Here is a 22,914-nt window from a genome sequence, read left to right as displayed (position 1 = left end):
GCCCACCGCAGCGGGCACAGGTATACGAACCTGAGCCCGCTGTCAGTCATCCGCGGACCGCTGAGCGACTCCGCGCCTGCGTCTGTCTCAGTCACTCGTGCTTCAGTCACCCGGCTAACCCCGGGTCAGCTTGCGGTACGTCACCCGGTGCGGCCGGGCCGCCTCGGGACCGAGCCGCTCGACCTTGTTCTTCTCGTAGGACTCGAAGTTGCCCTCGAACCAGAACCACTTGGACTCGCCCTCGTAGGCCAGGATGTGCGTGGCCACCCGGTCGAGGAACCAGCGGTCGTGCGAGACCACGACGGCGCAGCCCGGGAAGTCCAGCAACGCGTTCTCCAGCGAGGAGAGCGTCTCGACGTCGAGGTCGTTGGTCGGCTCGTCGAGCAGCAGCAGGTTGCCGCCGAGCTTGAGGGTGAGCGCGAGGTTGAGCCGGTTGCGCTCGCCGCCGGACAGGATTCCGGCCGGCTTCTGCTGGTCCGGGCCCTTGAAGCCGAAGGCGGACACGTACGCCCGCGACGGCATCTCGACCTGGCCGACGTGGATGAAGTCGAGCCCGTCGGAGACGACTTCCCACAGCGTCTTCTTCGGGTCGATGCCGGCCCGGCTCTGGTCCACGTAAGCGATCTTGACCGTCTCGCCGACCTTGACCTCGCCGGAGTCGGGCTGCTCCATGCCGACGATCGTCTTGAACAGCGTGGTCTTGCCCGCGCCGTTCGGGCCGACCACGCCGACGATGCCGTTGCGCGGCAGGGTGAAGGAGAGGTCGTCGATCAGCAGCCGCTCGCCGAAGCCCTTGTTGAGCTTCTCGACGTCGACGACCACGCCGCCGAGGCGCGGGCCCGGCGGGATCTGGATCTCCTCGAAGTCGAGCTTGCGGGTCTTCTCCGCCTCGGCGGCCATCTCCTCGTAGCGGGCCAGGCGCGCCTTCTGCTTGGCCTGGCGGCCCTTGGCGTTGGAGCGAACCCATTCGAGCTCGTCCTTGAGCCGCTTGGCCCGCTTGGCGTCCTTCTGGCCCTCGACCTTCATCCGCGAGGCCTTGGTCTCCAGGTAGGTGGAGTAGTTGCCCTCGTAGGGGTAGGCGCGGCCGCGGTCGAGTTCGAGGATCCACTGCGCGACGTTGTCCAGGAAGTACCGGTCGTGGGTGATGGCGACCACGGTGCCCGGGTACTTCGCCAGGTGCTGCTCAAGCCACTGCACCGACTCGGCGTCGAGGTGGTTGGTGGGCTCGTCCAGCAGCAGCAGGTCGGGCTGCTCCAGCAGCAGCCTGCACAGCGCGACCCGGCGCTTCTCGCCGCCGGAGAGCACCTTGACGTCGGCGTCGCCGGGCGGGCAGCGCAGCGCGTCCATCGCCTGCTCAAGCTGTGCGTCCAGGTCCCAGGCGTTGCGGTGGTCCATCTGCTCCGAGAGCGTGCCGAGCTGCTCGCCGAGCGCGTCGGTGTACTCGACCTCCATCTGCGTGGTGAGCTCGTTGTACCGGTCGATCAGCGCCTGGGTCTCGGCCACGCCCAATTGCACGTTCTCCAGGACGTTCTTGGTCTCGTCGAGCTCGGGCTCCTGGAGCAGGATGCCGACGGAGTAGCCGGGACTCAGCTGCGCGTCGCCGTTGGACGGCTGCTCCAGGCCCGCCATGATCTTCAGCACGGTCGACTTGCCCGCGCCGTTCGGGCCGACCACGCCGATCTTCGCGCCCGGCAGGAACGAGAGCGTCACGTCGTCGAGGATGACCTTGTCGCCATGGGCCTTGCGGGCCTTGCGCAGGGTGTAGATGAACTCCGCCATGCCTACAAGCTTAGTGGGCACGGCGGCGGGCTCTGACGCGCGTCAGCGGCCGCGGATCGCCTCGAAGTCGGCCAGGGCGCTGCGATAGCGGGCGAGTTCGTCGCCGACCGGGCCGAACAGCTCGTCCTGCGCGACCGCCGCCAGTTCCACCGAAAGACGGCCGACCGCCACCCGGCCCGCCGTGACGGCGCCCCGGCGCGCGGACCGCCGGGCGGCCACGTCCAAGGCGACCGACCCCAGCAGGAACACCGCGACGAACGCCGCGGCCACAGCGTCCGGGACCCCGGGCAGGAAGGCGAGCACGGCCCATAGCGCCGCGAGCGTGAGCAGCGCGGCGTGCGCGGACTGGAACAGCGCGCGCCGGGTCAGCGGCCGAGCGTCGATCTCACTGGCGGCCAGCGCCGCGTCGATCCGGTCGGCCAGCGGCCGTCGGGTGCCCACGATCTGGTCGCGCAGCGCCCGCGCCCAGTCCGTCGGCAGGGTCTTGGTGGTCGCGTCGGCGAGGCGGTTCAGCACCGTGTCGAGGGCGGCTCGGTCCAGCGGGACCGGGGCGGGGACCTCGGTCAGCGGATCAGTGGCGCCACGCACGAGCTCACGCAGCATCCGGGTGTTGGACGCGCCGTCGGCGCTACGCGGGTCGGCTGCCGCGCGGGCCGACGTGACGGCACCGCGGCGTGCGCCGGTCCCGACGCTCCTGCTGTTGTCGTTCAGCTCGCGCAGGAAGCGCAGTGCGCGCAACGGAGTGGCCACGGCGGCCTGCCCGCGCAACGCGATCCGCTCGCTGACCACGTCGGCGAGGCTTGAGACTCCGGCCGCGGCACGCAGCCCGTCCATCACCTCGGCGCGGGCCTCGTCCGGGACGAGCGTCTCGTCGTCGTCCTGCTGCCCGGCCGGTCCGTCGGCCACCAGCAGCGGGGCCAGCCGCTCGGCGACGCGGTCGACGTCGGCCGACAGCCGGTCGGCGGCGGCGCGGCGGCCGGAGACGCGCTCGGTCAACTGCCGCCGCAGCTCGTCCAAGCCCTCCTTGGTGCGCGCGGAGACCGGGACCACCGGCACACCGGTCAGGCCGTCCGCCTCGACCAGCCGGACCAGGTCCGCGGTGCACTCGGGCACGGCCTCGGCCGGCAGCCGGTCCGTCTGGTTGAGCACGATGAGCATGATGTCGGCGTGGTGTGCCAGTGCCTTGAGATAGCGGTCATGCCAGGAGGCGTCCGCGTACTTCTGCGGGTCGGTGACCCAGACCAGCACGTCGGCCAGGCCCACCGCCTGGTCCACCTCGGCCTGGTGCTCGCGCACCGCCGAGTCGTGGTCGGGCAGGTCGACCAGCACCAGCCCGGCGAGCGCGTCGCGCACCGCCGAGCGGTCCAGCGCCGAGTCGCGGGTCAGCTGCTGGCGCTCCTCGACACCGAGCCGGTCGAGCAGCGGCCTGGCCTCGGCCAGCCGCTCGGCCTCCCAGACGCAGGCGATGGCCGACGTGGTGGTGGGGCGGCGCACCGCGACCGGCGAGAGCCCGATCCCGACCAGGGCGTTGAACAGCGAGGACTTGCCGACGCCGGTGGCGCCGCCGAGGATGACCACGGTGTGCTCGGCGGACATGCCGAAGCGGGCGGCGGCCCGGCGCAGCACGTCCCGCGCTGGCTCCAGGGCGGCCTGCGGCAGCCGGTCCTCGGCCGTGGTGACCAGCCTGGCCAGCGCGTCCAGCCGGGCGCCGACTCCGATGGTCCGCTGATTGGCTCGGATGACCCTCATCGCGCCCTCTGCACCGCCTCGCCCGCTTCCAGCAGCGCCTTGCCCGCGCCCGACTCGACGCCCAAGTCCATCAGGGCGCGGTGATGGCGGAACGCCAGCCGGTCGAACAACGCGCCCAGCGCGGTGTCCAGCGACGCGGCGGCGAGCTCGGCGAGCCGGTCGGTCTCGTCCGCGCCGAAGACCGCGTCGGCCAGCCGGCGCGTCGCGGCCGCAGCCGGGTGGACCGGCTCGGGCGACACGCGCAGGGCCCGGCGGCGCTTGGGTGCCGCGCCGCGCCGGCCGGTAAAAACAACCGCGGTCAGCAAAGCCGCCGGTCCATGTTGGCCGGCGGCGAAGAACTGGGCATCGGAGCGCTTGTGGTGTGGCTCCCTGGCGACCAGGTCCACCAGGCCGTCGGCCCACTCGTCCAGCTCGGGCGGCACGGCGCCGGCCCGGGTGCCCGCCGAGACCTGCGCCTCGGACTCGTCCGCCTCGGTCAGCGCCTGCCGCCAGGCCGCGGCGACCTGGTCGGCGGCACGGGACGCGGCCGCCGCGACCTGGTCGGCCGCCGCGCCCAGCAGCAGGCGGCGGGCAGTCGCCGCCGCCGGGTCGCCCGGCGTGAACAGGGCCGCGGCGCGGTCGGACGCGATCAATGTCTGCCACTCAAGCAACGGCGTACCGCGCAACAGTTCGCCCTGCGCGATCGCGTCGTGCAGTCCCGCGCGCTCGGCCGAATACGCGAGGTCCGCCTGCACACGCAGCTGCTCCGCGGCCTCGGCCTGGGCCATCAAACCGTCCGCCACCGCGCCGAGCCGGCGCGGGAGGTCGTCGAACATCCCGTTCACCGTCGCCGAGATGGTCGCCTGACGCATCGTCGGATCGTGCGCGGTCAAACGCAGCCAGGTCATCAGCGGGTCGAGCAGGTACTCCGGCAGCAGTCCGCCGGTAAGCACGGATTCGGGCACGGTGAACAGCGGTAGGTCGCCGAGTCCGTTGACGGCCAGCAGCGCCTGCCCCGCTTCACGCACCTCACGCAGGCTCTCCGGCGGCACCCGGTTCAGCACGATCGCGACGGTCACCCGGCGTTCCCGCGCCGCTTGCAGCAGCCGCCAAGGGACTGCGTCGGCGTACCGCTCAGCCGTGGTGACCAGCAGCCACGCGTCCGCGGCGCCGAGCAGCCGTTCCCCGGCGTCCCGGTTGGCCGCCACGACCGAGTTGACGTCGGGGGTGTCGATCAGCGCGACGCCGGCGGGGATCGCCGGGTGCGGGACCAGCGTGAACGCGTCAGGGCGCTCCGTCTGCCCCGGGGCGCGCAGGAAGGCGGGCAGCAGGCGTTCCGGTCCGGTCACGGCGGCGATGTCCGCCGGATTGACGCACAGCACGGCTGAACGCGTCGTCGGCCGAAGCACACCGGCCTTGCTGACCTCCTGCCGCAGCAGCGAGTTGACCAGCGTGGACTTGCCGACGCCGGTCGAGCCGCCGACGACGATGTGCACCGGACCGTCGGGACAGCGGAGTCTGGGTATCAGATAATCGTCCAGCCGTCTGATCAGATCCGCCTGGATTCTGCGCGTGCTGGCGGCACCGTCCGCGGCCAAGGGCAGCCGGGGTGCGGCAACGCTGTCGCGGAGCGCGCCCACGGCGCCTAGCAGGTCCGCGTCCGGGCCTGTGATCGTCACAGCCGTGAGCATGCCGCAGCCCCTGGGGACAAGGGAACACCGGGGTTGGTTTTGTTCTATAACTTCTGTGTTGCGGATTCGCTGCGGATCGGTCCGGGCTTCTCCGATCCCGACGTTATCAAGGGCGACGGGGGCTGCGGGGCCTTTTGCGGCGATTGCAAGCGCTTCGAAATCGGCGCTCTTCGAACGTGGCCGGGGCCGCGGCGCAAGACCGGCCGGCGCGCGGCGGCGACGGACGAGCCCACAGCCGCACACAAAGCCCCGGCCAAGTTCGAAGAGCCGAATTCGGCAGCGCCGGCCGCGGCGCGGCCGAAGGGTATTGCGGCGGCGCAGTGACAGTGGCTTCTACTACCCTGGTGGCGCGCGGAGCCGCCCCCATAGCTCAGCGGATAGAGCAGGCGCCTTCTAAGCGCTTGGTCGCAGGTTCGAGTCCTGCTGGGGGCACTGTGTGGACGGGCACGGTGTAGTTGGACACGGTGCAGATAGACACGGTGTAGACGGACACTGTGTAGCGGACACGGTGTGGACGGGCACAGAGCGGACGGCGGCGGGGTACCGGCTCGCGGAGGGAGCGAGTACCGGACCGGCGCCTGCTTCAGGACAGTGCGAGAGGAAGAGGATGGGCAAGCGGGCGGTCGCAGGAGCGGTCGCGGTGCTGGTGGGTTGCGGCGTGACGGCCTCGTGTCACGCTGCGCCGGCGGGGGTGAAGAGCACCGCGCCGGCGGCGGCGCAGGCCTCGGACACGGCCGCGGCGGCAGAGGCCAAGGCGGTCAGGGCGCTGCATGCCTGGCTGGACGACCCGCAGCCCGGCACGCTCACGATAAGCAGCATTTCGGCGGACGCCGCGCAGAAGCTCGTCACCAGCCGCCAGGTGAGCGGCCGGTTCGACCCGTTCGCCACCATCGCGTCGCTGACCGGGACGCTGAACGTGCTGGGCAGCGGCTCGACGGTGCAGGACCCGCTGAGCGTGATCGTGCTGAACGGCAAGCTGTACTGGTCGATCCCGACCAAGGAGCAGCCGCTCTACCCGGGCCGCGGGTGGTTCGAGAGCGACCTGGCCGCCGCGCAGGCGGCGGATTCGGAGCACTCGATCTGGTGGGCCGCGCTCGGCGCCCTGGACAAGGTCCACACGGACGGCCTGAGCGAGGTCGACTCGAAGACGACCGTCGAGTACACCGGCACGGTCGACCTCGCGCAGATCCCGACGGCGGCCGCGCAGCTGAAGAGGTCGGCGATCATCGAGACGGCCGGGACGACGAAGGTCTCGGTCGACCTCTACGCCGCGCTCGGCACCGGGAACCTGGTGCGGATCACCTACCGGCTGGGGCTGCAAGTCTCCGTGGACGCGACGCCGACCGCGAACAGTTCGGCGGGCTACGAGGTCGACATGAGCGGGCTGGACGCCCCGGTCAAGGGGACGCCGACGCCGGTCGTCCAGCCCACGCCGTCGATGGTGGCCGTCAATGGAACCGGCGACCTGTATCAGCTCATGCTTTTCTGACCGTGTCTGATCAGACGATGACCGCCTGACGCGTGAAACGCTCAGCCTTTACGCTTATGCCTTTATATTTCATGTCTATATATGCACGGTGCTGACGAATACGCAGCGCTGACGGGCAATCGCTCTGATCGCCCGTCAGCGCGTTACGTGGTTAAGCCGTTTACACCGTTACGCGACCGAGAAGTCGTCCGCGTAGTAGTTGCCCTGCGCGTACCAGCCGTGGACGTAGATCGTCACGCTGGTAGTCGAGGCGCCGGTGGTGAAGGTGGTGGACAGCTGGCTGAACGCTCCGCTGGTGCCGGGAGTCCAGATGCTCGTGTCACTGGTACCCGTGCCGGTGTCGCCGATGTACACGTACGAACCGTTGACCCAGGCGCTCAGCGTGTACTTGGTGTTCGGGCTGACGCTGATCACCTGCGTGCACTGCGCGTCGTCCGAGTTGGACGGCTGGCCGAGCAGCGCGTGGCTTCCGCTGTGCACGGGGCTGGAGACCACCGAGCCGAGGTTGCCGGTGCAGGTCCACGGCGAGAGCGAGCCGGTCTCGAAGCCGGGGTTGACGACGTGGTTGCCGCCGGTGCCGCCGGTGCTGCTCGGCGACGCGCTGGGCGACGACGAGGGCGAGCTGGACGGGGACGACGACGGTGAAGCGGACGGCGACGCCGAGTGGCTGGGCGACGGCGAGGGGCTGGCCGAGGCCGACGCGCTCGTGCTCGGCGAGGTGCAACTGCCGGCGGAGCCGTTGATGTCGTTGACCGCGTCGTTGAACAGCGTCGTGGCCGGGTCGAGGTCGTAGAGCGAGAACATCATGAACCCGCCGTAACCGCCGCAGTGCACGTAGTCGGCGCGGGCCTGGATGGACTGCGCGTCCTCGCCGCCGTAGAAGTTCGTACCGTCATAGAAGTACGCGGATCGGGTGACCGTGTCCCAGTACGTGTCGGCCGAGTTGGCGACGATGCCCTCGATCTCCTTGTACATCGCCACACCCGGCACGCTGCCGGAGAGCGTCTGACCCGCCGACGCACCGGTCGCGGTCTGGTACAGGCCGTGGTTCGAGCCCGCGGGTACGCCGGTCCAGCCGCGATAGTAGAACGGCAGGCCGACGTTCAGTTTGTTCGCCGGGAAGCCGCCGGGTATCCCGTACGCGGCGTCACCTGTGGTCCACGACTTCATGGCGCCGTCGATGCTGTACGTCTCGGTCCCGGGCGCGATCTTGCCCTCCGGGGAGTTCGGGTTCGCGTACAGCGGGTCCTGCTCGTCGGTCGGGCCGGTCGCGTTCCAGGCGCCGTACATGTCATAGGTCATGACGTCGCCGAAGGTCAGGTACTGGCCGATCTGGTTGGTCTGGATCAGCGAGACCTTGTCCTGGCCGGAGGGCAGCGCCGCCGACAGGGCGTAGCTCTTGCCGTTGGCGGTGCCCGCGGTGTTCAGCTCGTTGCGGAACTCCTGGAGCAGCAGGGTGTAGTTCGCGGTGTCCGCCGCGGAGTAGTGGTTGCCCAGGTGCCCGCCGCTGGAGGCCGGGTACTCCCAGTCGATGTCGAAGCCGTCGAAGATGTTCGCGGCTGTCCCGTTGCCGCCGAACCCGCCGGCCGCCGGGATGTTGCCGTTGATGAACATGCTGATGCACGAGGAGACGAACTTCTGCCGCGACGCGCTGCTGGCCGCCACGTCGGAGAAGTACTTCGAGTAGGTCCAGCCGCCGAGCGAGAGCAGGATCTTCAGGTTCGGGTACTTCGCCTTCAGCTCCTTGAGCTGGTTGAAGTTGCCCGCGATCGGCTGGTTGTAGACGTCCGCGACCCCGTTGACGGCGTCGGTCGCGGCGAACTCCTTCTGGTAGTCGGCGAACTGGTCCTCGGCGCCGTCGCCGGCGTTCGGGTCGCTCTCGCCGGCCGGGTCCGGGTCGGTGGCCTTGGTGGCCTCGAAACAGGTCAGGTTGGTCGGGTCGATGTTCTCGAAGTCGTAGATCAGGTAGTTCAGCTTGCTGGCGATGCCCTCGGTGTCCAGGGCCTTCAGGTAGAAGGCGTTCTGGTAGATGGACCACTGGTCGTAGTACGCGACCTTGATGCCGCCGGACGTCGCCGCGGATGCGGTCGGCGCGGTGGCGGCCGTGGTGACGACGAGGCCCATCGCCCCGATCATCGCACCGGACGCGGTGACCGCGATCGCGCTGCGCCGCCGCCGGCCGGGAGCATGGCGCTCCCCGCGGGCAGGAACTGAGAAGAGACGCACTGCTGGGACTCCTTGAGTCGGTACACCCGACCGTCCGGTCACCTGCGTGCCGTGCACGTGCGAGCACGTGCACTGATCGGCGGCGGACGGCGGTGTGGTGGACAACCTTGCTGGTTGACCGCCGGATGCGCCGTCCCGCGGCTGAGGTTGAGCGGTTAATTCCCCGCCGTTATCTCTGTGTAGCGCCGCGGCTGTCGCCCCGTCAAGAGATTGGACTAGACCAATTTGAGCCAGCTGCGCCGCCCGGTTCCGGCACCCGGCCCGACCACCCGGAACCCCGGCGGCCTTGGGCGGTTTTGCTCCCGTTAAGCTGACTGGCGGGTTGCCTTGAGGCATACACGAGCTTGAGGCAAACGCGGAGGAGGTGGCGGCCGTGACGCAGCTGTCGGCGATGCCAGGACTGTCCGTGATGCCGGGCATGCCGGGTATGGGCACTCTGCCGCCGCCCGGCTTCAACCGCATGTGGAGCGTGCACCCCAGTTCGTTCTTCGTCACGCTCATCGTGGTCGCGGCCGTGCTCTACGGCGCCGGGATGGTGCGGCTGGCCAGGCGCGGCGACGGCTGGCCGGTCGTGCGCGCGCTCTTCTTCGTCGTCGGCCTGGCGCTGCTGTTCGCGGTGACGTGCACCGGGCTGGCGCAGTACGGCATGTACCTGTTCAGCGCGCACATGCTGCAACACATGATGCTGTCCATGGTCGTGCCGCTCTTGCTGCTGCTCGGCGCACCGCTCACGCTGGCACTGCGTGCTCTGCACCCGGCTTCGGTCGGCCACACCGGTCCGCGCGAGCTGCTGCTCAGCCTGCTGCACAGCCGGTTCGCCCGGGTCGTCTCCTCGCCGCTGTTCACGCTGCCGCTGTTCATCACCAGCCTCTACGGCCTCTACTTCACGTCGCTGTTCGACACCCTGATGCGCAGCACGGTCGGCCACGACCTGATGCTGCTGGAGTTCATGGAAGTCGGCATGCTGTTCTTCTGGCCGATCATCGGCGTGGACCCGGCTCCGTACCGCTCGCCGTACGTGATCAGGATCCTCGAACTGTTCGCGGCGATGCCGTTCCACGCGTTCTTCGGCGTCGCGGTGATGATGTCCTCCTCGCTGATCGCCACGACCTTCGCGAACCCGCCGGCGGCCTGGGGCGTGGACCCGGCCTCGGACCAGTCCACCGCCGGCGGCCTGGCCTGGGGGTTCGGCGAACTGCCGACGCTGATCGTGCTGCTGATCCTGTTCATGCAGTGGTCCAGGTCGGACGAGCGCGAGGCGCGGCGCAAGGACCGCAAGGCGGATCGGGACGGCGACCTGGAACTGGCCGACTACAACGCCTATCTGGCCGGCCTGGCCACGCGCGACGACCGCGTGCCCACATCGGGTAAGACGATCACTCAATAGAGGGAGTTCTGTCACGACAGCCAGCCGTAGCGGCACAATGTCTGTTGTGCCGCACCCGTCGCCGCATCGCGCAATCCGCGCCACGCTGTTCGCAGTCATCTGCGTCGGCATGGCCGCGGTGCTGCACAGCCTGGCGGACGGCTGCGAACCGACCTGGCCGGAGGTCGGGCTGGGCCTGCCGGCAGTGTGGCTGGCCGCGTGGCCGACGCTCGGACGCGAACGGTCCGGGCTCGAACTGACCGCAGGGCTCGGCACCGCGCAGGTCGGGCTGCACTACCTGTTCACGTACGTATACGCAGCAAGTGGTGCCCCATACACGGCCACCGCATCACCACCCACTATGTCCGGCATGCCGAGCATGGCCGACATGTCTATGCCGCCGGTGAATACACATCAGTCGGCAATCGCGATGTTCGCCGCGCACGCTCTGGCAGTCGTCGTTTGCGGTTGGTGGCTGAGGCAGGGCGAACGTGACTTCTTCGCACTCTGCCGCGTAGTCGCCGCTCTGGCCGCCGCGCCACTGTACTGGCTCACGGACGTCATCGCCGCGCTCCACGCACTCGCACGTCCCGGCAAACCCGATGACATACCGCGCCCCGCCTACGGACCGCTCGGCGACGGTCTCAGGCGCCGGCGCACTCCCCTACTCACGTCCGTCACGTTCCGCGGACCGCCTGTCCTGGCGTAGCGATCACACGCAACGATCAGTTGATCAGGTTCTCTTACTTTCCCTTACTTTCTCCGCGGAACGGAGTTTTCCCGTGCGCAAAAACGTAATCCGGCGTGCCACCGTGACGGCCACTGCGGTCACCGTGGCCACTGTCGCCATCGTGGCCGTAACGGCGCTGCCCGCCTCTGCACACGTCACCGTCAGCCCGACCTCGCTGCCGAAAGGCAGCACCGGCGAGCTGGCCTTCAAGGTCCCCAACGAGGAGTCGAAGGCGACGACCACCGAGGTCCAGCTCCAGATCCCGACCGACCACCCGATCGCGCAGGTGCTGCCCCGGCAGCTGCCTGGCTGGACGGTGACCGTGAAGACCACCACGCTGGCCACCCCGCTCAAGACCGACGACGGCACCTTCACCACCGCGGTCAGCGAGATCGACTGGACCGGCGGCACCATCCCGGTCGGCCAGTACCAGGACTTCCAGATCTCGGTCGACCCGCTGCCCACGGACACCGCCCAGCTCGTCTTCAAGGCGGTGCAGACCTACTCCAACGGCGATATCGTGCGGTGGATCGACCTGACCCAGCCGGGCCAGCCCGCACCCGACCACCCCGCTCCAGTACTCACGCTCACCGCTGCGGACTCGTCCGATTCCAGCTCGGGCGGCTCCGGATCGAACAACAACGCCGCGGCTGCGAACCCCTCGGCGAGCGCCGTCGCGGCGCAATCCTCGACCGGCGGCAGCGACTCCGCAAGGGTCGGCATCTGGCTCGGCGCGCTCGGCCTGGCGGCCGGCCTGGCCGCGCTCGCCCTCACCCTCGTCTCCAGGCGCCGTTCCGGATCGTGAGCAGGACGATGACACAGCATCCGATATCCCGTAGACCGGCGCCCTGGCGCCCGATACCGCGGCGGCCGATGTTCCGGAGCCTGCTCGCGGCCCTCGGCGCGGCGATGGCGCTGGTGCTCGCCGTAGCGGGCCCCGCGTCCGCGCACGCCTCGCTCGAACGCACCGATCCCTCCGACGGTTCCGTCCTGGCGGTGCAGCCTGCCGTCATCGCCGCGCAGTTCGACGAGTCGGTCGGGGTGAGCGCGGACAGCCTGCGGGTCTTCAGCCCGGACGGCACGCGGGTGGACAACGGCACGACCACGCACGGTGCGCAGGACGACATCATCACCGTCTCGCTGCGCTCCGGGCTGGGCAACGGCACCTACACCGTGGCCTGGCACGTGGTCTCGGCCGACTCCCATCCGGTGTCCGGCGCGTTCACCTTCTCCGTCGGGGCGCCGAGCCGCACGACGGTCAACGCCACGGCGGTCGAGACCAGGTCGAGCACCGCCGTGGGCGTGGTCTACGGCGCCGCGCGCTGGGCGGCGTACCTGTCCTTCGCACTGCTGGCCGGGACGATCATGTTCCTCGCGCTGTGCTGGCCGAAGGGCGCCACGGCGCGCGGGACGTTCCGGCTCATCGTGATCGGCTGGGTCACGCTCGTCGCCTCAAGCGTGCTCCAGCTGCTGCTCCAGGGCGTCTATTCGAGCGGACTGCCGGTCTCGCGGATCTTCGATCCCTCGGTGATCCAGGTGACCACGGCCACCCGCTTCGGCTCCACGATCGAGGTCAGGCTGCTGATCCTGGCGCTCGCCGCGCCCGCAGTGACGATCGGCGTGCAGCGGCTGGCCACCCAGACGCTCGGCCAGCGGATGCGCAGCGCGGCGCTGGTGCTGTTGGGCACCCTGGGCGCCGCCGCAACGTGGGCGGCGACAGGGCACGCCTCGACCGGTATCCAGGTCCCGATCTCCGTCGTCTCGGACATACTGCACCTGACCGCGATGGCGGTCTGGCTCGGCGGCCTCGCCGTGCTGACGCTGCTGGTGCTGCGCGACCCGGAGAAACCGAAGCAGGCGGCGGCCGCCGTCAAGCGCTTCTCCACGGTCGCGTTGACCTGCGTCCTCGTGATGATCGGCACCGGCACATACCAGGCCTGGCGCGACGTCGGCTCGCTGCATGTGCTGTTCGACGAGACCTACGGCCGCCTCGTGCTGGTCAAGATCTCGGGCCTCCTCGTGCTGATCGGCCTGGGCTACTACGCGCGACTGCGGATCGCCTCCGGACTCACCACATCGGCTCTCGCGCCGACAACGGAGACCACTGACGTAGACGCGGACGACGACGTGGAAAAGGCACACGCTGCGATCTCCCCCGCCTCGGCCACCGCGTCATTGAGCACAGCATCGCCGAACACTACGTCCGGGCGCTCTGGACACGGCCCGGGCCTTAACAAGCCCGGACGGCGTACCGCACGCGTCGGCGGTCAGCCGCGGCCGCACAACGCGAACGGAAACGCACGCGTCCGCGAGACGCTGAGCCAACTACGCCGTTCGGTCGCCGCCGAGACGGCCATCGTGCTCATCGTGCTGGCCGCGACGGCGATCGTCGTCGATTCGGTGCCCGGACGCGGCGCGAACGGTCTCGCGACGGAACCCGGTTCCACCGACGTGTCGCTCCTGTTCAACACCGGAACGGCGGCGGGCACCGTGCTGGTGGTGGTCGAGCCGGGCAAGATCGGGCCGAACCAGTCGCACCTGCTGATCGAGAACACCAAGGGCGAGCCGTACAGCCCGGTGCAGGTGGCGGTGTCGTATTCGCTGCCAGCGCGCAACATCGGACCGATCAACTCGAAGGTAAGCGTCGACGGCCCGGGCCACTACGTCGACACGCCGACGCCGCTGACCTTCGCCGGACAGTGGCAGGTGGCAATCACGATCCGCAGCGACGACTTCGACGAGACCACCATCCGAGTGCCCTTTTTGGTGACTCCATGAGCCCATGACCCAGTAACTCTGTGACCCAGTAGCTCCGTGACGCAGTAACTCCGTGATCTGATGGGAGCCGACCGGCCGCCACTCGTTCGGCGGAGCAAAACGGGTAACCGTATGAGCACGTGAGTAAGCATTTCGATGTGGACAGGACGAGGAAGCGGTGGATGTTCCCGGCGGTCCTCGGGATCGCCGGGACTGCCGTCGCCGCGGCGGGCTGGTTCGGCTACGCCAGCAGCCGCGGACACGACGGCTTCGGGCTCGGCGGCGGCTCGGCCGCCGCGATCACACAGCCGGCGGCCCAGGCGGCCGCTCCCGCCGCGGTCTCGGTCCGGGACGGCGCCACCGACGTCACGCCGGACGGCGTTCTCACCGTCGCGGCGCCGCCGGGCGAACAGATCGGCATGGTCGAACTGACCTACAAAACCGAGGCCGTACAAGGCGTCTTCAGTGACGACCGCCGCACCTGGACCGCCTCCGGGCCGCTGCGCGCCGGAGTGTCGTACGCCCTGAGCGCGGTAACCACGACCGATGCAGGCGGTACCGGCATCCAGCACGAGACGTTCACGACGAGCCGCCCGGACAACCCGCTGAAGCTCGACTTGGTCGCGCCGACGGACGGCTCGGTCGTCGGCGTCGGACAGCCGGTCGTGGTGTCCTTCACCCGGCCGATAGCCGACGCCGGCCGCGCGGCGATGGAGCAGGCGCTCAGCGTCAGCGCGATCCCGCCGCAGGCCGGGCACTGGAGCTGGCTTTCAGCCAGCCGGGTGGATTACCGGCCGCAGAGCTACTGGAAGCCCGGCACGAAGGTCAGCGTCGACCTGGCGCTCGACGGTCTGGGCGACGGCCACGGCCGCTACGGCACCGCAGACCGGGACTTCGGCTTCACGGTCGGCCGGGATCAGGAGACGACGATCGACCTGAAGGCCGAACGTGCCACGGTCCGGCGTGACGGCAACGTTGTGCATACCTTCGCCGTCACGGGCGGCATGCCGGGCCTGGACACGTGGAGCGGCACGTACGCGGTCATCGACAAGTCGCCGGACGTGCACATGAACTCGCGCACGGTGGGCCTCGGCGACGAGTACGACATCCCCGACGTCAAGTGGGACGTACACATCACGTATACGGGCACATACGTCCACTCGGCGCCCTGGTCGGTAGGCGCGCAAGGCGTGCGTAACGTCAGCCACGGCTGCATCGGGACGTCGCCGGCGAACGCTGAGTGGTTCTTCTCCAACACACTGCCCGGTGACGTGGTGAAGGTGATCAACACGCCCCGCCAGGTGGCGCCCGGCAACGGTTTCGCGGACTGGCAGGAGCCGTGGGACCAGTGGCTCACCGGTTCCGCAGTGCACTGATAAATTCAGTTCACTGACAACAGCGATGAAGCACACGACCCGGACATGACTTGGGCCCGGCGGAACATCTCACCGGGCCCAAGTACTCACGTCTACCTCTAGCGCAGCGCGGCCGTGAGGGCAGAAGTCAGCGAACCGTTTGCGTCGTCACCGTCGAGCGACCACACCGATGCGCCGCGCAGACCGGCGATGTCGATGTAGAGGCCCTTGGCGAAGACCGTCGAGGGGTTGTCGTACGTCCAGAAGGTCTGCGACGCCGGGTCGTACTTCCAGATCGACGCGGTGACGGGGTCGTAGTGCACAGCCCCGGGCTCGGTGATCACCGTCTTGTAGCCGGCCTGGTCGGTCGAGGCGGCGCCGGTCGCGCTCTGGTAGAGCCCGTTGTTGGTCGCCGCGACTCCGGTCCAGGCGTGCGCGTAGTACGGCAGCTCAAGCGCGATCTTGCGCGCGGGAACGCCGTGCGACTCGTAGTAGGCCACGGTCTGCGTGATCGAGAACTTGCCGTTGGCCGGCTGCGGGTCGTTCGGGTCGGGCAGCAGGTTCGCGCCGAAGTCGGTCTTGGCGTCCCAGCCGCCGTGGAAGTCCAGGGTCATCACGTTGTACCAGTCCAGGCTCTTGGCCACCGGCGCGAGCTGGAGTTGCTGCGCGGCCGCGTACTGGTTCGGCGAGGTGTCGGCGGTCAGCAGGTAGTGCGTGTCGCTCGATTCGCCCGCGGCGTTCAGCGCGCCGCGGAAGTCCTGGGCCAGCGCGGTGAAGTCTGGGGTGTCCTGCGGGCCGTACGGGTTGTTGTTGCCCGGCTCGTTCGGGTACTCCCAGTCGAGGTCGATGCCGTCGAAGATCCCCTTGGCCGCGCCCGCGGGCAGGCCGGGGATGTTGCCGTTGATGTACTGGTCCACGCAGGACTGCACGAACTTCTGCCGTCCCGCCTCGGTCGAGGCCAGCGCGGAGAATTGGCTCGACCAGCTCCAGCCGCCGATCGAGATCACGATCTTGAGTTTCGGATAGGCGGCCTTGAGCTCCTTGAGCTGGTTGAAGTTCCCGGCCAGCGCCTGTCCCGGCGCGTCGGCGACGCCGTCGACCGCCTCGGAGGCGGCGAACGGGCGCTGGTAGTCGGCCCAGCTGTCGCCGGACGTGCACTGGCCGTCCGGGGAGACGCTGGAGAAGGCGTAGTTGATCTCGGTGAGTTTCGCCGCGGCCCCGTCGGCGATCAGGTTCTTCTCGAAGAAGCCGGAGTAGATGCCCCACTGGGTGAAGAACCCGATGGCCGCCTTTCCGCCGCCTGGACCCTCGGGATGGTCCGCGGTGAAGCTCGCGGCGTGTGCGGCCGGAGCCGCCGCCGCGAGCAGCGCGCCCGCCGCGGCGATCCCCGCCAGCCGGCGGCGGGCCGCGGTCGGCCTTCGGTCCGCGGTGGTGCCGTTGGTGCTGTCGCGCATGTGCTCTCCTCAACGACTGGAAAGAAAGAACACACGGCCGTCCAGGCCCCTGCGTCGGCCGCCGGGCTCTTCCGCAGAGTCGGCCGGGTGAGAACCCCGGGCACCGTGAGCCGGGATTGGACTAGACCATGTCTGGCGACAGGTATAGTCCAATCCCGGCTCACGGGCAAGAGTCCGCAATCCCGTTACGCGAGGCTACTCCTGCATCACAAGTCACACGCCCGCTCAGTGCCGGCGCTGCGGGCGGCGGGCGTTCGAGGCCAGCCGGGACTTGCCACGCGCGATCACCGCGCTGCCGACGACGAACACCGCACCGGCCGCCCCCAGCACGAAGGGCAGCGGCGGCTGGATCTCGGCGACGACCGCGGCAGCCGCCTTGGTCGCAGGCGCCTGCGGCGCGGCGGAGGGGCTCGCGGACGAGGTCACGTCGTCCGGCGAGACGTACCCGGCCTGCCACGAGGCGGGCGCCGGCTCGCTGACCGCGTTGCCGTTGGGCGCCAGTTCGTTGCTGCCGAGTTGCAGCGCGGCGAAGTCGAGGCCGACGGCCGGGTTCCGCGGCAGCTGCTCCTTCGGCGTGTCGATGACGCCGTCGTAGCGGAACGGCGTGAATCCGGCGACGAGGAACTCGGTCAGCGGGGCGTCGACGACGAACCGGGCGTCGGTGCCGGTGTGCGACTCCTCGTAGAAGTCGAAGAGCGTGTGCGTGGTGTTGGCCCAGCCCGCGAAGAGCACCGTGTGACCGGTGGAGAGCAGGATGTCGCCCGGCAGCAGTTGGCCCGGGTCGATCACGTGCGAGACGGTGTTCAGATTGCCGGTCCAGAAGTCGGTGTCCTGGTCCAGTCCCCACGCCATGGACACGTAACCCGAGCAGTCCTGCCGGTATATGCCGTCCGCGTCGCTCCACCACGCGACCTGACTGTAGGGCACCTGCTCGGCGACCCAACGCTGAGTACGCAACAGGATCTGCGTGCGGGAGATCGTGCCGTGCGGGAAGCGTATGTCGGTGTTCCCAGGCGGCGTGTCGATGTACTGATACCCACCGGAAGCCGACGTGTCCGTGCCCGAACTGGCCGATGGAATGACGCCGATGACCGAGACCCCGGTGCCCGTCGAAACGCTCACCGGCGCCGTCGGACGCGGCTTGGGGGATTGAGAGGTCTGCGTCGGCGGGGCCGAGGTACCGAACGGCACCGTGGCCCCGGGCCGGCTCGGTCGCGGGCTCGGAACCACGGTCCCCGATCCCGATGTCGAGCTCTGACTCGGCGAGCCGCTGGGCGGGCAGGAGGGAGTGGGCGGCACGCCACCGCCGGGTGACGCGGAGGGGTCCGGCGTCGTCGTGCTGCCACTCGGTGACGGACTCGACGAGTCCGACGGGCTCACACTCGACGAGTCGGTCGCGGTCGCACTCGGGTTCGTCGGGCTGGCCGAGTCCGTCGGCGTTCCCGACCCTGTGCACACCGCATCCGCCGCACCGGGGCTCGCGGGCACGACGAGTAAGGCGCCTAAAGCCACCGTCCCCGTTGCCACCACCCCCACCACGGATGCCGCTGACCGTCCCCGTCGCGTTTGCTTCGGCACCGTCATAACCCCCAGCCATCGCCGTTAGCCGTGCATTCGGATCATGCGCCGCGACGGACGCACCAACCCACCGTAACGAATCATCCTGAGTCCGGGCACCCCCGGATTCGGACGGATCCCCCCATCCTGCTACTAGCCAGTCGACAGCAGCCGCACTACGTTGCGAAAAAGCTTCGTCGGGAAGGGGAACAGTCGGTGGCGCGCGGCGCGGCGGACAGCGGCTCGGCGGAGGGTGACGGGGGTGGTGAACCGGGCGGGCAGACCTGGTCCGAGTCGGTGCGCGGCCTGGATCTGCCCAGGTTGACCCGCTATCTCGGGGTGCGGCTGCCCGGTTCGGTGCGTGCCCCGCTGCGCGCGCTGCCGCTGCCCGGCGGCCGTTCGAACCTTACCTACGAACTCTGTGACGCTGATGGCAGGGTATTCGTACTGCGCCGTCCGCCGCTGCCCGTTGGGGCAGGAAATCAGGTACCGATTCCTGCCACACTCGCCCCGCCGGCTCCCGGGGTCGGCCGCGGCGACGTGCGGCGCGAGTACCAGGTGATCAGGGCTCTGTTCCAGGCGCACGGCCGGGCCGGCCGGGTGCCCGTCGCCGAGCCGTTCCTGCTGTGTCAGGACACGTCGGTGATCGGCGCGCCGTTCTTCGTCACCGCGAAGGTCGCCGGGACGGTCTTCCGCTCGGAGAAGCAGGCCGCCGCGCTCAGCCCGGCGCAGGCCCGCATCCTCTCCCACGGCCTGGTGGACACCCTGGCCGCGCTGCACCTGCTGGACGTGCGCGCGACCGGGCTGGCGGACTTCTCACGCACCGACCAGTTCCTCATGCGCCAGGTGGACCGGTGGGACCGGCTGCACGCCGCCTCGGCCAGCCGCGAGGTGCCCAAACTGGCCCGCCTCGCCGCCGGACTGCGCGCGGGAGTGCCGGGCGGCGACCGCGTGATGGTCCTGCACGGCGACTTCCGGCTGGAGAACGTCGTGGTCTCCGCGACGTCGCCGGGCCGCATCGCCGCGGTCCTCGACTGGGAAGCGGCGGCCCTCGGCGACCCGCTCGTCGACCTCGGCCTGCTGCTCACCTTCTGGGAGGGCTCAGGGACCGGAGTCAAGCCGATCGCCTCGGCGCACACGAGCAGCCGCGGATTCCCGAGCATCCGGCAAATGGCGGAGCGGTACGCCCTCAAGACCGGCTTCGACCTCTCCCGGATCGGTTGGTACACCGCGCTGAACCACTACCGCATCGCCGGGCTGCTGGAGGCGCTGCACTACCGCACGCTGCACGGCCTACCGGTCGCCCCGGGACTCGAACACGCCGGAAGCTGGGTGCCCGACCTGGTCGAGTCCGGCCTGGCCGCGCTACGCGACGAGATCTGACGAGCTTGCCATCCAACGCACACCCGACATCCCCCACTGACGTCCCCCACGACGTCCCCATAAACCCCCCAAGACACTCCACGACCCCCCACAACACGCATTACATCCCCGTGACCTCCTCATTTCCGATTCAGCACCGCACCGCTCGGGTAAACGCCTGCCATGCCCCAGGTCGCCGTCGCCAGGCTGAGGCTGGAGGCCGCCGCCGTCCTCGGACCGCCGTGGCGGGCCCTGCGCGCCGACGGACCCCGAGCCTTCCCGGTGACCTTGAGCTGCACCGCGCTGATCGGGCTGTTCGCCCTCATCCAGCACACCGTGACCGGCTGGTGGCTCGTCGAGCACGCCGCCGGGGTCTACCAGGCGCTCCCACTGCCGCTGATCCTGCTGCGCCTGCCACTGTCGATGTTCGCCCCCGCGCCCGACCTGCCCGCGTGGGGCGCAATGCTCCAGGTTCTGCTCGTCTTCGGATTCGGCGAGATCCATCTCGGACGGCTACGCACGCTCGTCACCGCGATCTGCGTCAACGGTCTGACCACCGTCTCCGCACGGATCATGGTCATCGTCGGCCTGCACTGGGCCATAGGCACCCCGCAGGTTGATCAATACGAGCTCGACACCGGGCCGTCCACAGTCGTCGTCGCGCTGAGCGTCTACGTCGCCCTCATCTGTCGCGCCTACGTCCTACTCGCGGTCACGGGCGCAGCGATGGCAGGTGAGGCCGTCGCACTACCGAACCTCGCCGGACGCGAGCATCTGGTCGCCCTAGCCCTAGGCGCCGCCGCCTACCTACTCAGCGAACGCACCCTGCCACGCACACGCACACGCACACACACACCCACCCGACCCGCCCCCATGCCCGCCCCTGGGTCGACCTCAGCCCCCACCAACGGCCCCACCCCCACGCCTACCCCTGCGCCCACCACCCGACCCACTCCTCCGCCTACTGCCCGTCCCGCCACTCCTCCACCTACTGCAAATACCCCTCGACCTCTCGCACCGGACGCAACTCCTCCGCGTCCTGGGCCCCGGCCCTGAACCTGCGGATCTGGTCCCACAGCCGGTCAAGCTCCACTTCAAGCGCCTTGAGCCGGGCCCGCTCCTCCGCGTCGAGGCCATGGATCTCCACCGACCGGATGCGCAGCCGATGCTGCTCCGCCTCCACCTCGGCGATCCGCGCCTGGATCTCCCGCTCCGTTTCCATGGCGTTGTCCTCTCCGCTTCACGGCCGACGGCATTCGTCGACTTCCAGGACACCACAGTCCGGCCGGAACCGCACGAGTACGCTCCTCAAACTGTGATACCGGTCACATCTGACATCCCATCACGCTCACGCGCTCCATCGCGCCCCCCGCGCGAGTCGACAGCGGGGCGGGTCGTTCTATATATACGAATGCTGATTGTTCGGCGCAGCAGGACCGAGGAGATGTGACCGCCGTGACCCCCGAGCCAGCCGTCCCGAGACCGCGTACGGCGGGCGCCGTCCAGAGCCCCGCCCCCGGCGGTCCACTGTCGGCCGCCGCGCCGCACCCGATGATCCCCGCACCCACGCTCGGCGGCGCCGTGCCCGCCCTGGCGCCGCGCCTCGCCCAGAGCCGCGACCGGGGCACCGTGGCGGTGATCCTCTTCCAGAACTCCCCGCTGTTCGAGAGCTCCATCCCGCTCACCGTCTTCGGCGTGGACCGGCGCGGCCAGGGACTGCCGTACTACCGCCTGCTCGCCTGCATGGGCGAGGCCGGGCCGCTGCCGACCACCGGCGGCATCCTGATGGCCACGCCGTACGGCCTGGCCGCCGCCGACGCGGCCGGCACGATCATCGTCCCGGCCTGGCGCGCACCCGCGGAACGCCCGCCGGAGCCCGCTCTGGCGACCCTGCGCCGCGCGGCCAAGGAGGGCGCCCGGGTGGTCGGCCTCGACCTCGGCGTGTTCGTCCTGGCCGCCGCGGGCCTGCTGGACGACCGTTCTGCGACGACGCACTGGATGTACGCGCCGACGCTCTCCCGCCGCCATCCCCGGATCCGGGTCCAGCCGCGTGAGCTGTGCGTGGACACCGGCCAGCTCATCACCGGGGCCGGTGCCGCCGCCGGGTTCGACGCGTGCCTGCACATCGTGCGTCGCGACCACGGCCCGCAGTCCGCCGCCAGCCTCGCGCGCCGGCTCGTCTTCCCCATCGGCAGACGTGGCGGCCAGGCGCCGTACTTCGACGCGGAACTGCCCGAGGAGCTCGTCGGCGACCCGATAGCCGAGGCGATGGCCTGGGCACTCGACCACCTCACCGAGCCGTTCGACGTGGACGCGATGGCCGAACGTGCGTCCCTCTCACGGCGCTCGTTCGACCGCCGCTTCCGCTCCACGACCGGTTCGGCACCACTCCAGTGGCTCAACGCCCAACGCGTCATGTACGCGCAGCGCATGCTCGAATCCACCGACTTGCCGATGGACCAGGTCGCCCTACGTAGCGGCTTCGGCTCCCTAGTCGCGATGCGCGGCCACTTCCGGCGGCACCTGTCGACGTCCCCGACCGCGTACCGCCAGACGTTTCGCGGCACGATGACGGAAAGTGACGAGCCCCAGGTCAGCTTCACAGCAGTGGACGGTGCATAGGCGCACCCGCGTAGGCACATAGGCGCGCAGCAGCGCACACACGGCACACAAGCCCCAGCCAGGCCTCGGGCAAAGTCAGCACAAGCCCCAGCCCTGGGCAAGTCCAGCCGTCTCCAGCAACCTCAACCTCAACCTCCAGCCGTCTCCAGCGGCACTGATCTCCAGCCGTGTTCACCGACATTCAGCGACATTCAGCGGTTAGGTCCCCGGTCTAGACGTGCGTACCTCCAACGGCCTATACGCTGAACGGCATGAACGGCATCAACGACCGGCTGGTGTGGATCGACTGCGAGATGACCGGCCTCGACCTGACCCGCGACGCACTCATCGAGGTGGCCGCGCTCGTCACCGACTCCGAGCTGAACATCCTCGGCGAAGGCGTCGACGTGGTGATCAAGCCCCCGGCCCGGGCCGTCGAGCAGATGCTCCCCATCGTCCGCGAGATGCACACCGCGTCCGGCCTCCTCGCCGAACTGCCCAGCGGAATGGAACTGGCCGACGCGCAGCAAAGAGTCCTCAAATACGTCCGCCGCCACGTCCCCGAGGCCCGCAAGGCCCCGCTGGCCGGCAACACGATCGGCACCGATCGCGGCTTCCTGGCCCGCGACATGCCAGACCTTGAGGGGCACCTGCACTACCGCGTGGTGGACGTCTCCAGCATCAAGGAACTGGTCCGCCGCTGGTACCCCCGGGTCTACTTCCAGGCGCCGCCCAAGACCGGCAACCACCGCGCCCTCGGCGACATCAAGGACTCCATCGAGGAACTGCGCTACTACCGCGCCACGATCTTCGTCCCAC

19 protein-coding genes and 1 tRNA gene are annotated in these 22,914 nt (G+C 69.6%); 13 read left to right on the top strand and 7 right to left on the bottom strand.

All coding sequences use genetic code 11. The annotated features are described in order from the left end of the window. Positions 1-114: 114 nt before the first annotated feature. From ettA to VGS97_RS10065, 3 genes are read right to left on the bottom strand one after another with little or no spacing between them, the layout of a single operon-like run. Entirely contained in the window at positions 115-1,779 is a 1,665-nt protein-coding gene (ettA, locus tag VGS97_RS10075; protein ID WP_326853064.1) for an energy-dependent translational throttle protein EttA, read from the bottom strand. A gap of 42 nt (positions 1,780-1,821) precedes the next feature. Further along, positions 1,822-3,528, bottom strand: coding sequence for a GTPase (locus VGS97_RS10070; protein ID WP_326853063.1), 1,707 nt, complete (start codon positions 3,526-3,528; stop codon positions 1,822-1,824). Further along, complete coding sequence (locus VGS97_RS10065) at positions 3,525-5,186, bottom strand: GTPase domain-containing protein (protein ID WP_326853062.1); 1,662 nt, start codon at positions 5,184-5,186, stop codon at positions 3,525-3,527. Before VGS97_RS10065 ends, VGS97_RS10070 begins: the two co-directional genes overlap by 4 nt. Positions 5,187-5,231: 45 nt before the next feature. Here VGS97_RS10065 and VGS97_RS10060 point away from each other — a divergent pair, with 45 nt between their 5' ends. The 3 genes from VGS97_RS10060 (at position 5,232) to VGS97_RS10050 (ending at position 6,687) form a co-directional block, all read left to right on the top strand. Then, positions 5,232-5,522: a hypothetical protein gene (locus VGS97_RS10060; protein WP_326853060.1), complete on the top strand. Its 291-nt coding sequence runs from the start codon at positions 5,232-5,234 to the stop codon at positions 5,520-5,522. Positions 5,523-5,557: 35 nt separating this feature from the next. After that, positions 5,558-5,630, top strand: a tRNA-Arg gene (locus tag VGS97_RS10055). Between the two features lie 175 nt (positions 5,631-5,805). Beyond that, a complete protein-coding gene (locus VGS97_RS10050) occupies positions 5,806-6,687 on the top strand; it encodes a hypothetical protein (protein WP_326853059.1) in 882 nt (293 codons plus the stop codon). Positions 6,688-6,855: 168 nt separating this feature from the next. Here the strand turns inward: VGS97_RS10050 and VGS97_RS10045 are convergent, their stop codons facing one another. Next, positions 6,856-8,811: a glycosyl hydrolase family 18 protein gene (locus VGS97_RS10045; RefSeq protein ID WP_414641679.1), complete on the bottom strand. Its 1,956-nt coding sequence runs from the start codon at positions 8,809-8,811 to the stop codon at positions 6,856-6,858. 520 nt (positions 8,812-9,331) lie between these two features. Here VGS97_RS10045 and VGS97_RS10040 point away from each other — a divergent pair. From VGS97_RS10040 to VGS97_RS10020, 5 genes are all read left to right on the top strand, one after another. Beyond that, positions 9,332-10,300, top strand: a complete 969-nt coding sequence (locus tag VGS97_RS10040) for a cytochrome c oxidase assembly protein (RefSeq protein ID WP_414641678.1) — start codon at positions 9,332-9,334, stop codon at positions 10,298-10,300. A 46-nt stretch (positions 10,301-10,346) separates the two neighbouring features. After that, entirely contained in the window at positions 10,347-10,988 is a 642-nt protein-coding gene (locus VGS97_RS10035; protein ID WP_326853055.1) for a hypothetical protein, read from the top strand. A 73-nt stretch (positions 10,989-11,061) separates the two neighbouring features. After that, positions 11,062-11,814: a YcnI family protein gene (locus VGS97_RS10030; protein WP_326853054.1), complete on the top strand. Its 753-nt coding sequence runs from the start codon at positions 11,062-11,064 to the stop codon at positions 11,812-11,814. A gap of 68 nt (positions 11,815-11,882) precedes the next feature. Next, positions 11,883-13,787, top strand: a complete 1,905-nt coding sequence (locus tag VGS97_RS10025) for a copper resistance CopC/CopD family protein (RefSeq protein ID WP_326853053.1) — start codon at positions 11,883-11,885, stop codon at positions 13,785-13,787. A 161-nt stretch (positions 13,788-13,948) separates the two neighbouring features. Further along, positions 13,949-15,142 carry a L,D-transpeptidase gene (locus VGS97_RS10020; protein ID WP_326853052.1) on the top strand — a complete coding sequence of 398 codons (1,194 nt, stop codon included), beginning with the start codon at positions 13,949-13,951 and terminating at the stop codon, positions 15,140-15,142. A gap of 98 nt (positions 15,143-15,240) precedes the next feature. Here VGS97_RS10020 and VGS97_RS10015 read toward each other — a convergent pair whose 3' ends face one another. Both VGS97_RS10015 and VGS97_RS10010 read right to left on the bottom strand, forming a co-directional pair. After that, the gene (locus tag VGS97_RS10015) at positions 15,241-16,575 is read right to left on the bottom strand and encodes a glycoside hydrolase family 18 protein (protein ID WP_326853051.1); all 1,335 of its coding nucleotides are present in this window, start codon (positions 16,573-16,575) and stop codon (positions 15,241-15,243) included. Positions 16,576-16,800: 225 nt separating this feature from the next. After that, positions 16,801-17,697 (bottom strand): hypothetical protein, encoded by an 897-nt coding sequence (locus tag VGS97_RS10010; RefSeq protein WP_326853050.1) that lies wholly within the window; start codon positions 17,695-17,697, stop codon positions 16,801-16,803. Between the two features lie 166 nt (positions 17,698-17,863). On the opposite strand from VGS97_RS10010, the gene VGS97_RS10005 reads away from it, so the two are divergent. From VGS97_RS10005 to VGS97_RS09995, 3 genes are all read left to right on the top strand, one after another. Further along, on the top strand, positions 17,864-18,181 hold the full coding sequence (locus VGS97_RS10005; RefSeq protein WP_326853049.1) for a hypothetical protein: 318 nt from the start codon (positions 17,864-17,866) through the stop codon (positions 18,179-18,181). A gap of 167 nt (positions 18,182-18,348) precedes the next feature. Beyond that, positions 18,349-19,515 carry a phosphotransferase family protein gene (locus tag VGS97_RS10000; protein ID WP_326853048.1) on the top strand — a complete coding sequence of 389 codons (1,167 nt, stop codon included), beginning with the start codon at positions 18,349-18,351 and terminating at the stop codon, positions 19,513-19,515. 162 nt (positions 19,516-19,677) lie between these two features. After that, positions 19,678-20,550 (top strand): hypothetical protein, encoded by an 873-nt coding sequence (locus tag VGS97_RS09995; protein WP_326853047.1) that lies wholly within the window; start codon positions 19,678-19,680, stop codon positions 20,548-20,550. Here VGS97_RS09995 and VGS97_RS09990 read toward each other — a convergent pair. Next, a complete protein-coding gene (locus VGS97_RS09990; protein ID WP_326853046.1) occupies positions 20,483-20,716 on the bottom strand; it encodes a DUF2630 family protein in 234 nt (77 codons plus the stop codon). The two genes, VGS97_RS09995 and VGS97_RS09990, sit on opposite strands and share 68 nt — an antisense overlap. Before the next feature lie 329 nt (positions 20,717-21,045). On the opposite strand from VGS97_RS09990, the gene VGS97_RS09985 reads away from it, so the two are divergent. Together VGS97_RS09985 and orn are read left to right on the top strand one after the other, a co-directional pair. After that, a complete protein-coding gene (locus tag VGS97_RS09985; RefSeq protein ID WP_349262071.1) occupies positions 21,046-22,116 on the top strand; it encodes a helix-turn-helix domain-containing protein in 1,071 nt (356 codons plus the stop codon). A gap of 260 nt (positions 22,117-22,376) precedes the next feature. Continuing rightward, positions 22,377-22,914 (top strand): oligoribonuclease (gene orn, locus VGS97_RS09980; protein WP_349262070.1); only part of this gene is annotated, 538 nt, incomplete at its 3' end.

It is taken from the genome of Actinocrinis sp., from assembly GCF_035946395.1.
Taxonomy (GTDB): Bacteria; Actinomycetota; Actinomycetes; order Streptomycetales; family Catenulisporaceae; genus Actinocrinis.
The sequence above is the reverse complement of the archived record's forward strand: the minus strand, read 5'-3'. Positions and strand labels throughout refer to the sequence as shown.

What these genes read in the sequence shown, in the direction of transcription:
- VGS97_RS10040 (WP_414641678.1), top strand. Translation starts at nt 9,332, where the DNA reads ATGCCGGGTATGGGCACTCTGCCGCCGCCCGGCTTCAACCGCATGTGG.
- VGS97_RS10020 (WP_326853052.1), top strand. Translation starts at nt 13,949, where the DNA reads ATGTTCCCGGCGGTCCTCGGGATCGCCGGGACTGCCGTCGCCGCGGCG.
- VGS97_RS09990 (WP_326853046.1), bottom strand. Translation starts at nt 20,716, where the DNA reads ATGGAAACGGAGCGGGAGATCCAGGCGCGGATCGCCGAGGTGGAGGCG.
- VGS97_RS10015 (WP_326853051.1), bottom strand. Translation starts at nt 16,575, where the DNA reads ATGCGCGACAGCACCAACGGCACCACCGCGGACCGAAGGCCGACCGCG.
- VGS97_RS10050 (WP_326853059.1), top strand. Translation starts at nt 5,806, where the DNA reads ATGGGCAAGCGGGCGGTCGCAGGAGCGGTCGCGGTGCTGGTGGGTTGC.
- VGS97_RS10070 (WP_326853063.1), bottom strand. Translation starts at nt 3,528, where the DNA reads ATGAGGGTCATCCGAGCCAATCAGCGGACCATCGGAGTCGGCGCCCGG.
- VGS97_RS09995 (WP_326853047.1), top strand. Translation starts at nt 19,678, where the DNA reads ATGCCCCAGGTCGCCGTCGCCAGGCTGAGGCTGGAGGCCGCCGCCGTC.
- VGS97_RS10045 (WP_414641679.1), bottom strand. Translation starts at nt 8,811, where the DNA reads ATGGGCCTCGTCGTCACCACGGCCGCCACCGCGCCGACCGCATCCGCG.
- VGS97_RS10025 (WP_326853053.1), top strand. Translation starts at nt 11,883, where the DNA reads ATGTTCCGGAGCCTGCTCGCGGCCCTCGGCGCGGCGATGGCGCTGGTG.
- VGS97_RS09985 (WP_349262071.1), top strand. Translation starts at nt 21,046, where the DNA reads ATGATCCCCGCACCCACGCTCGGCGGCGCCGTGCCCGCCCTGGCGCCG.
- ettA (WP_326853064.1), bottom strand. Translation starts at nt 1,779, where the DNA reads ATGGCGGAGTTCATCTACACCCTGCGCAAGGCCCGCAAGGCCCATGGC.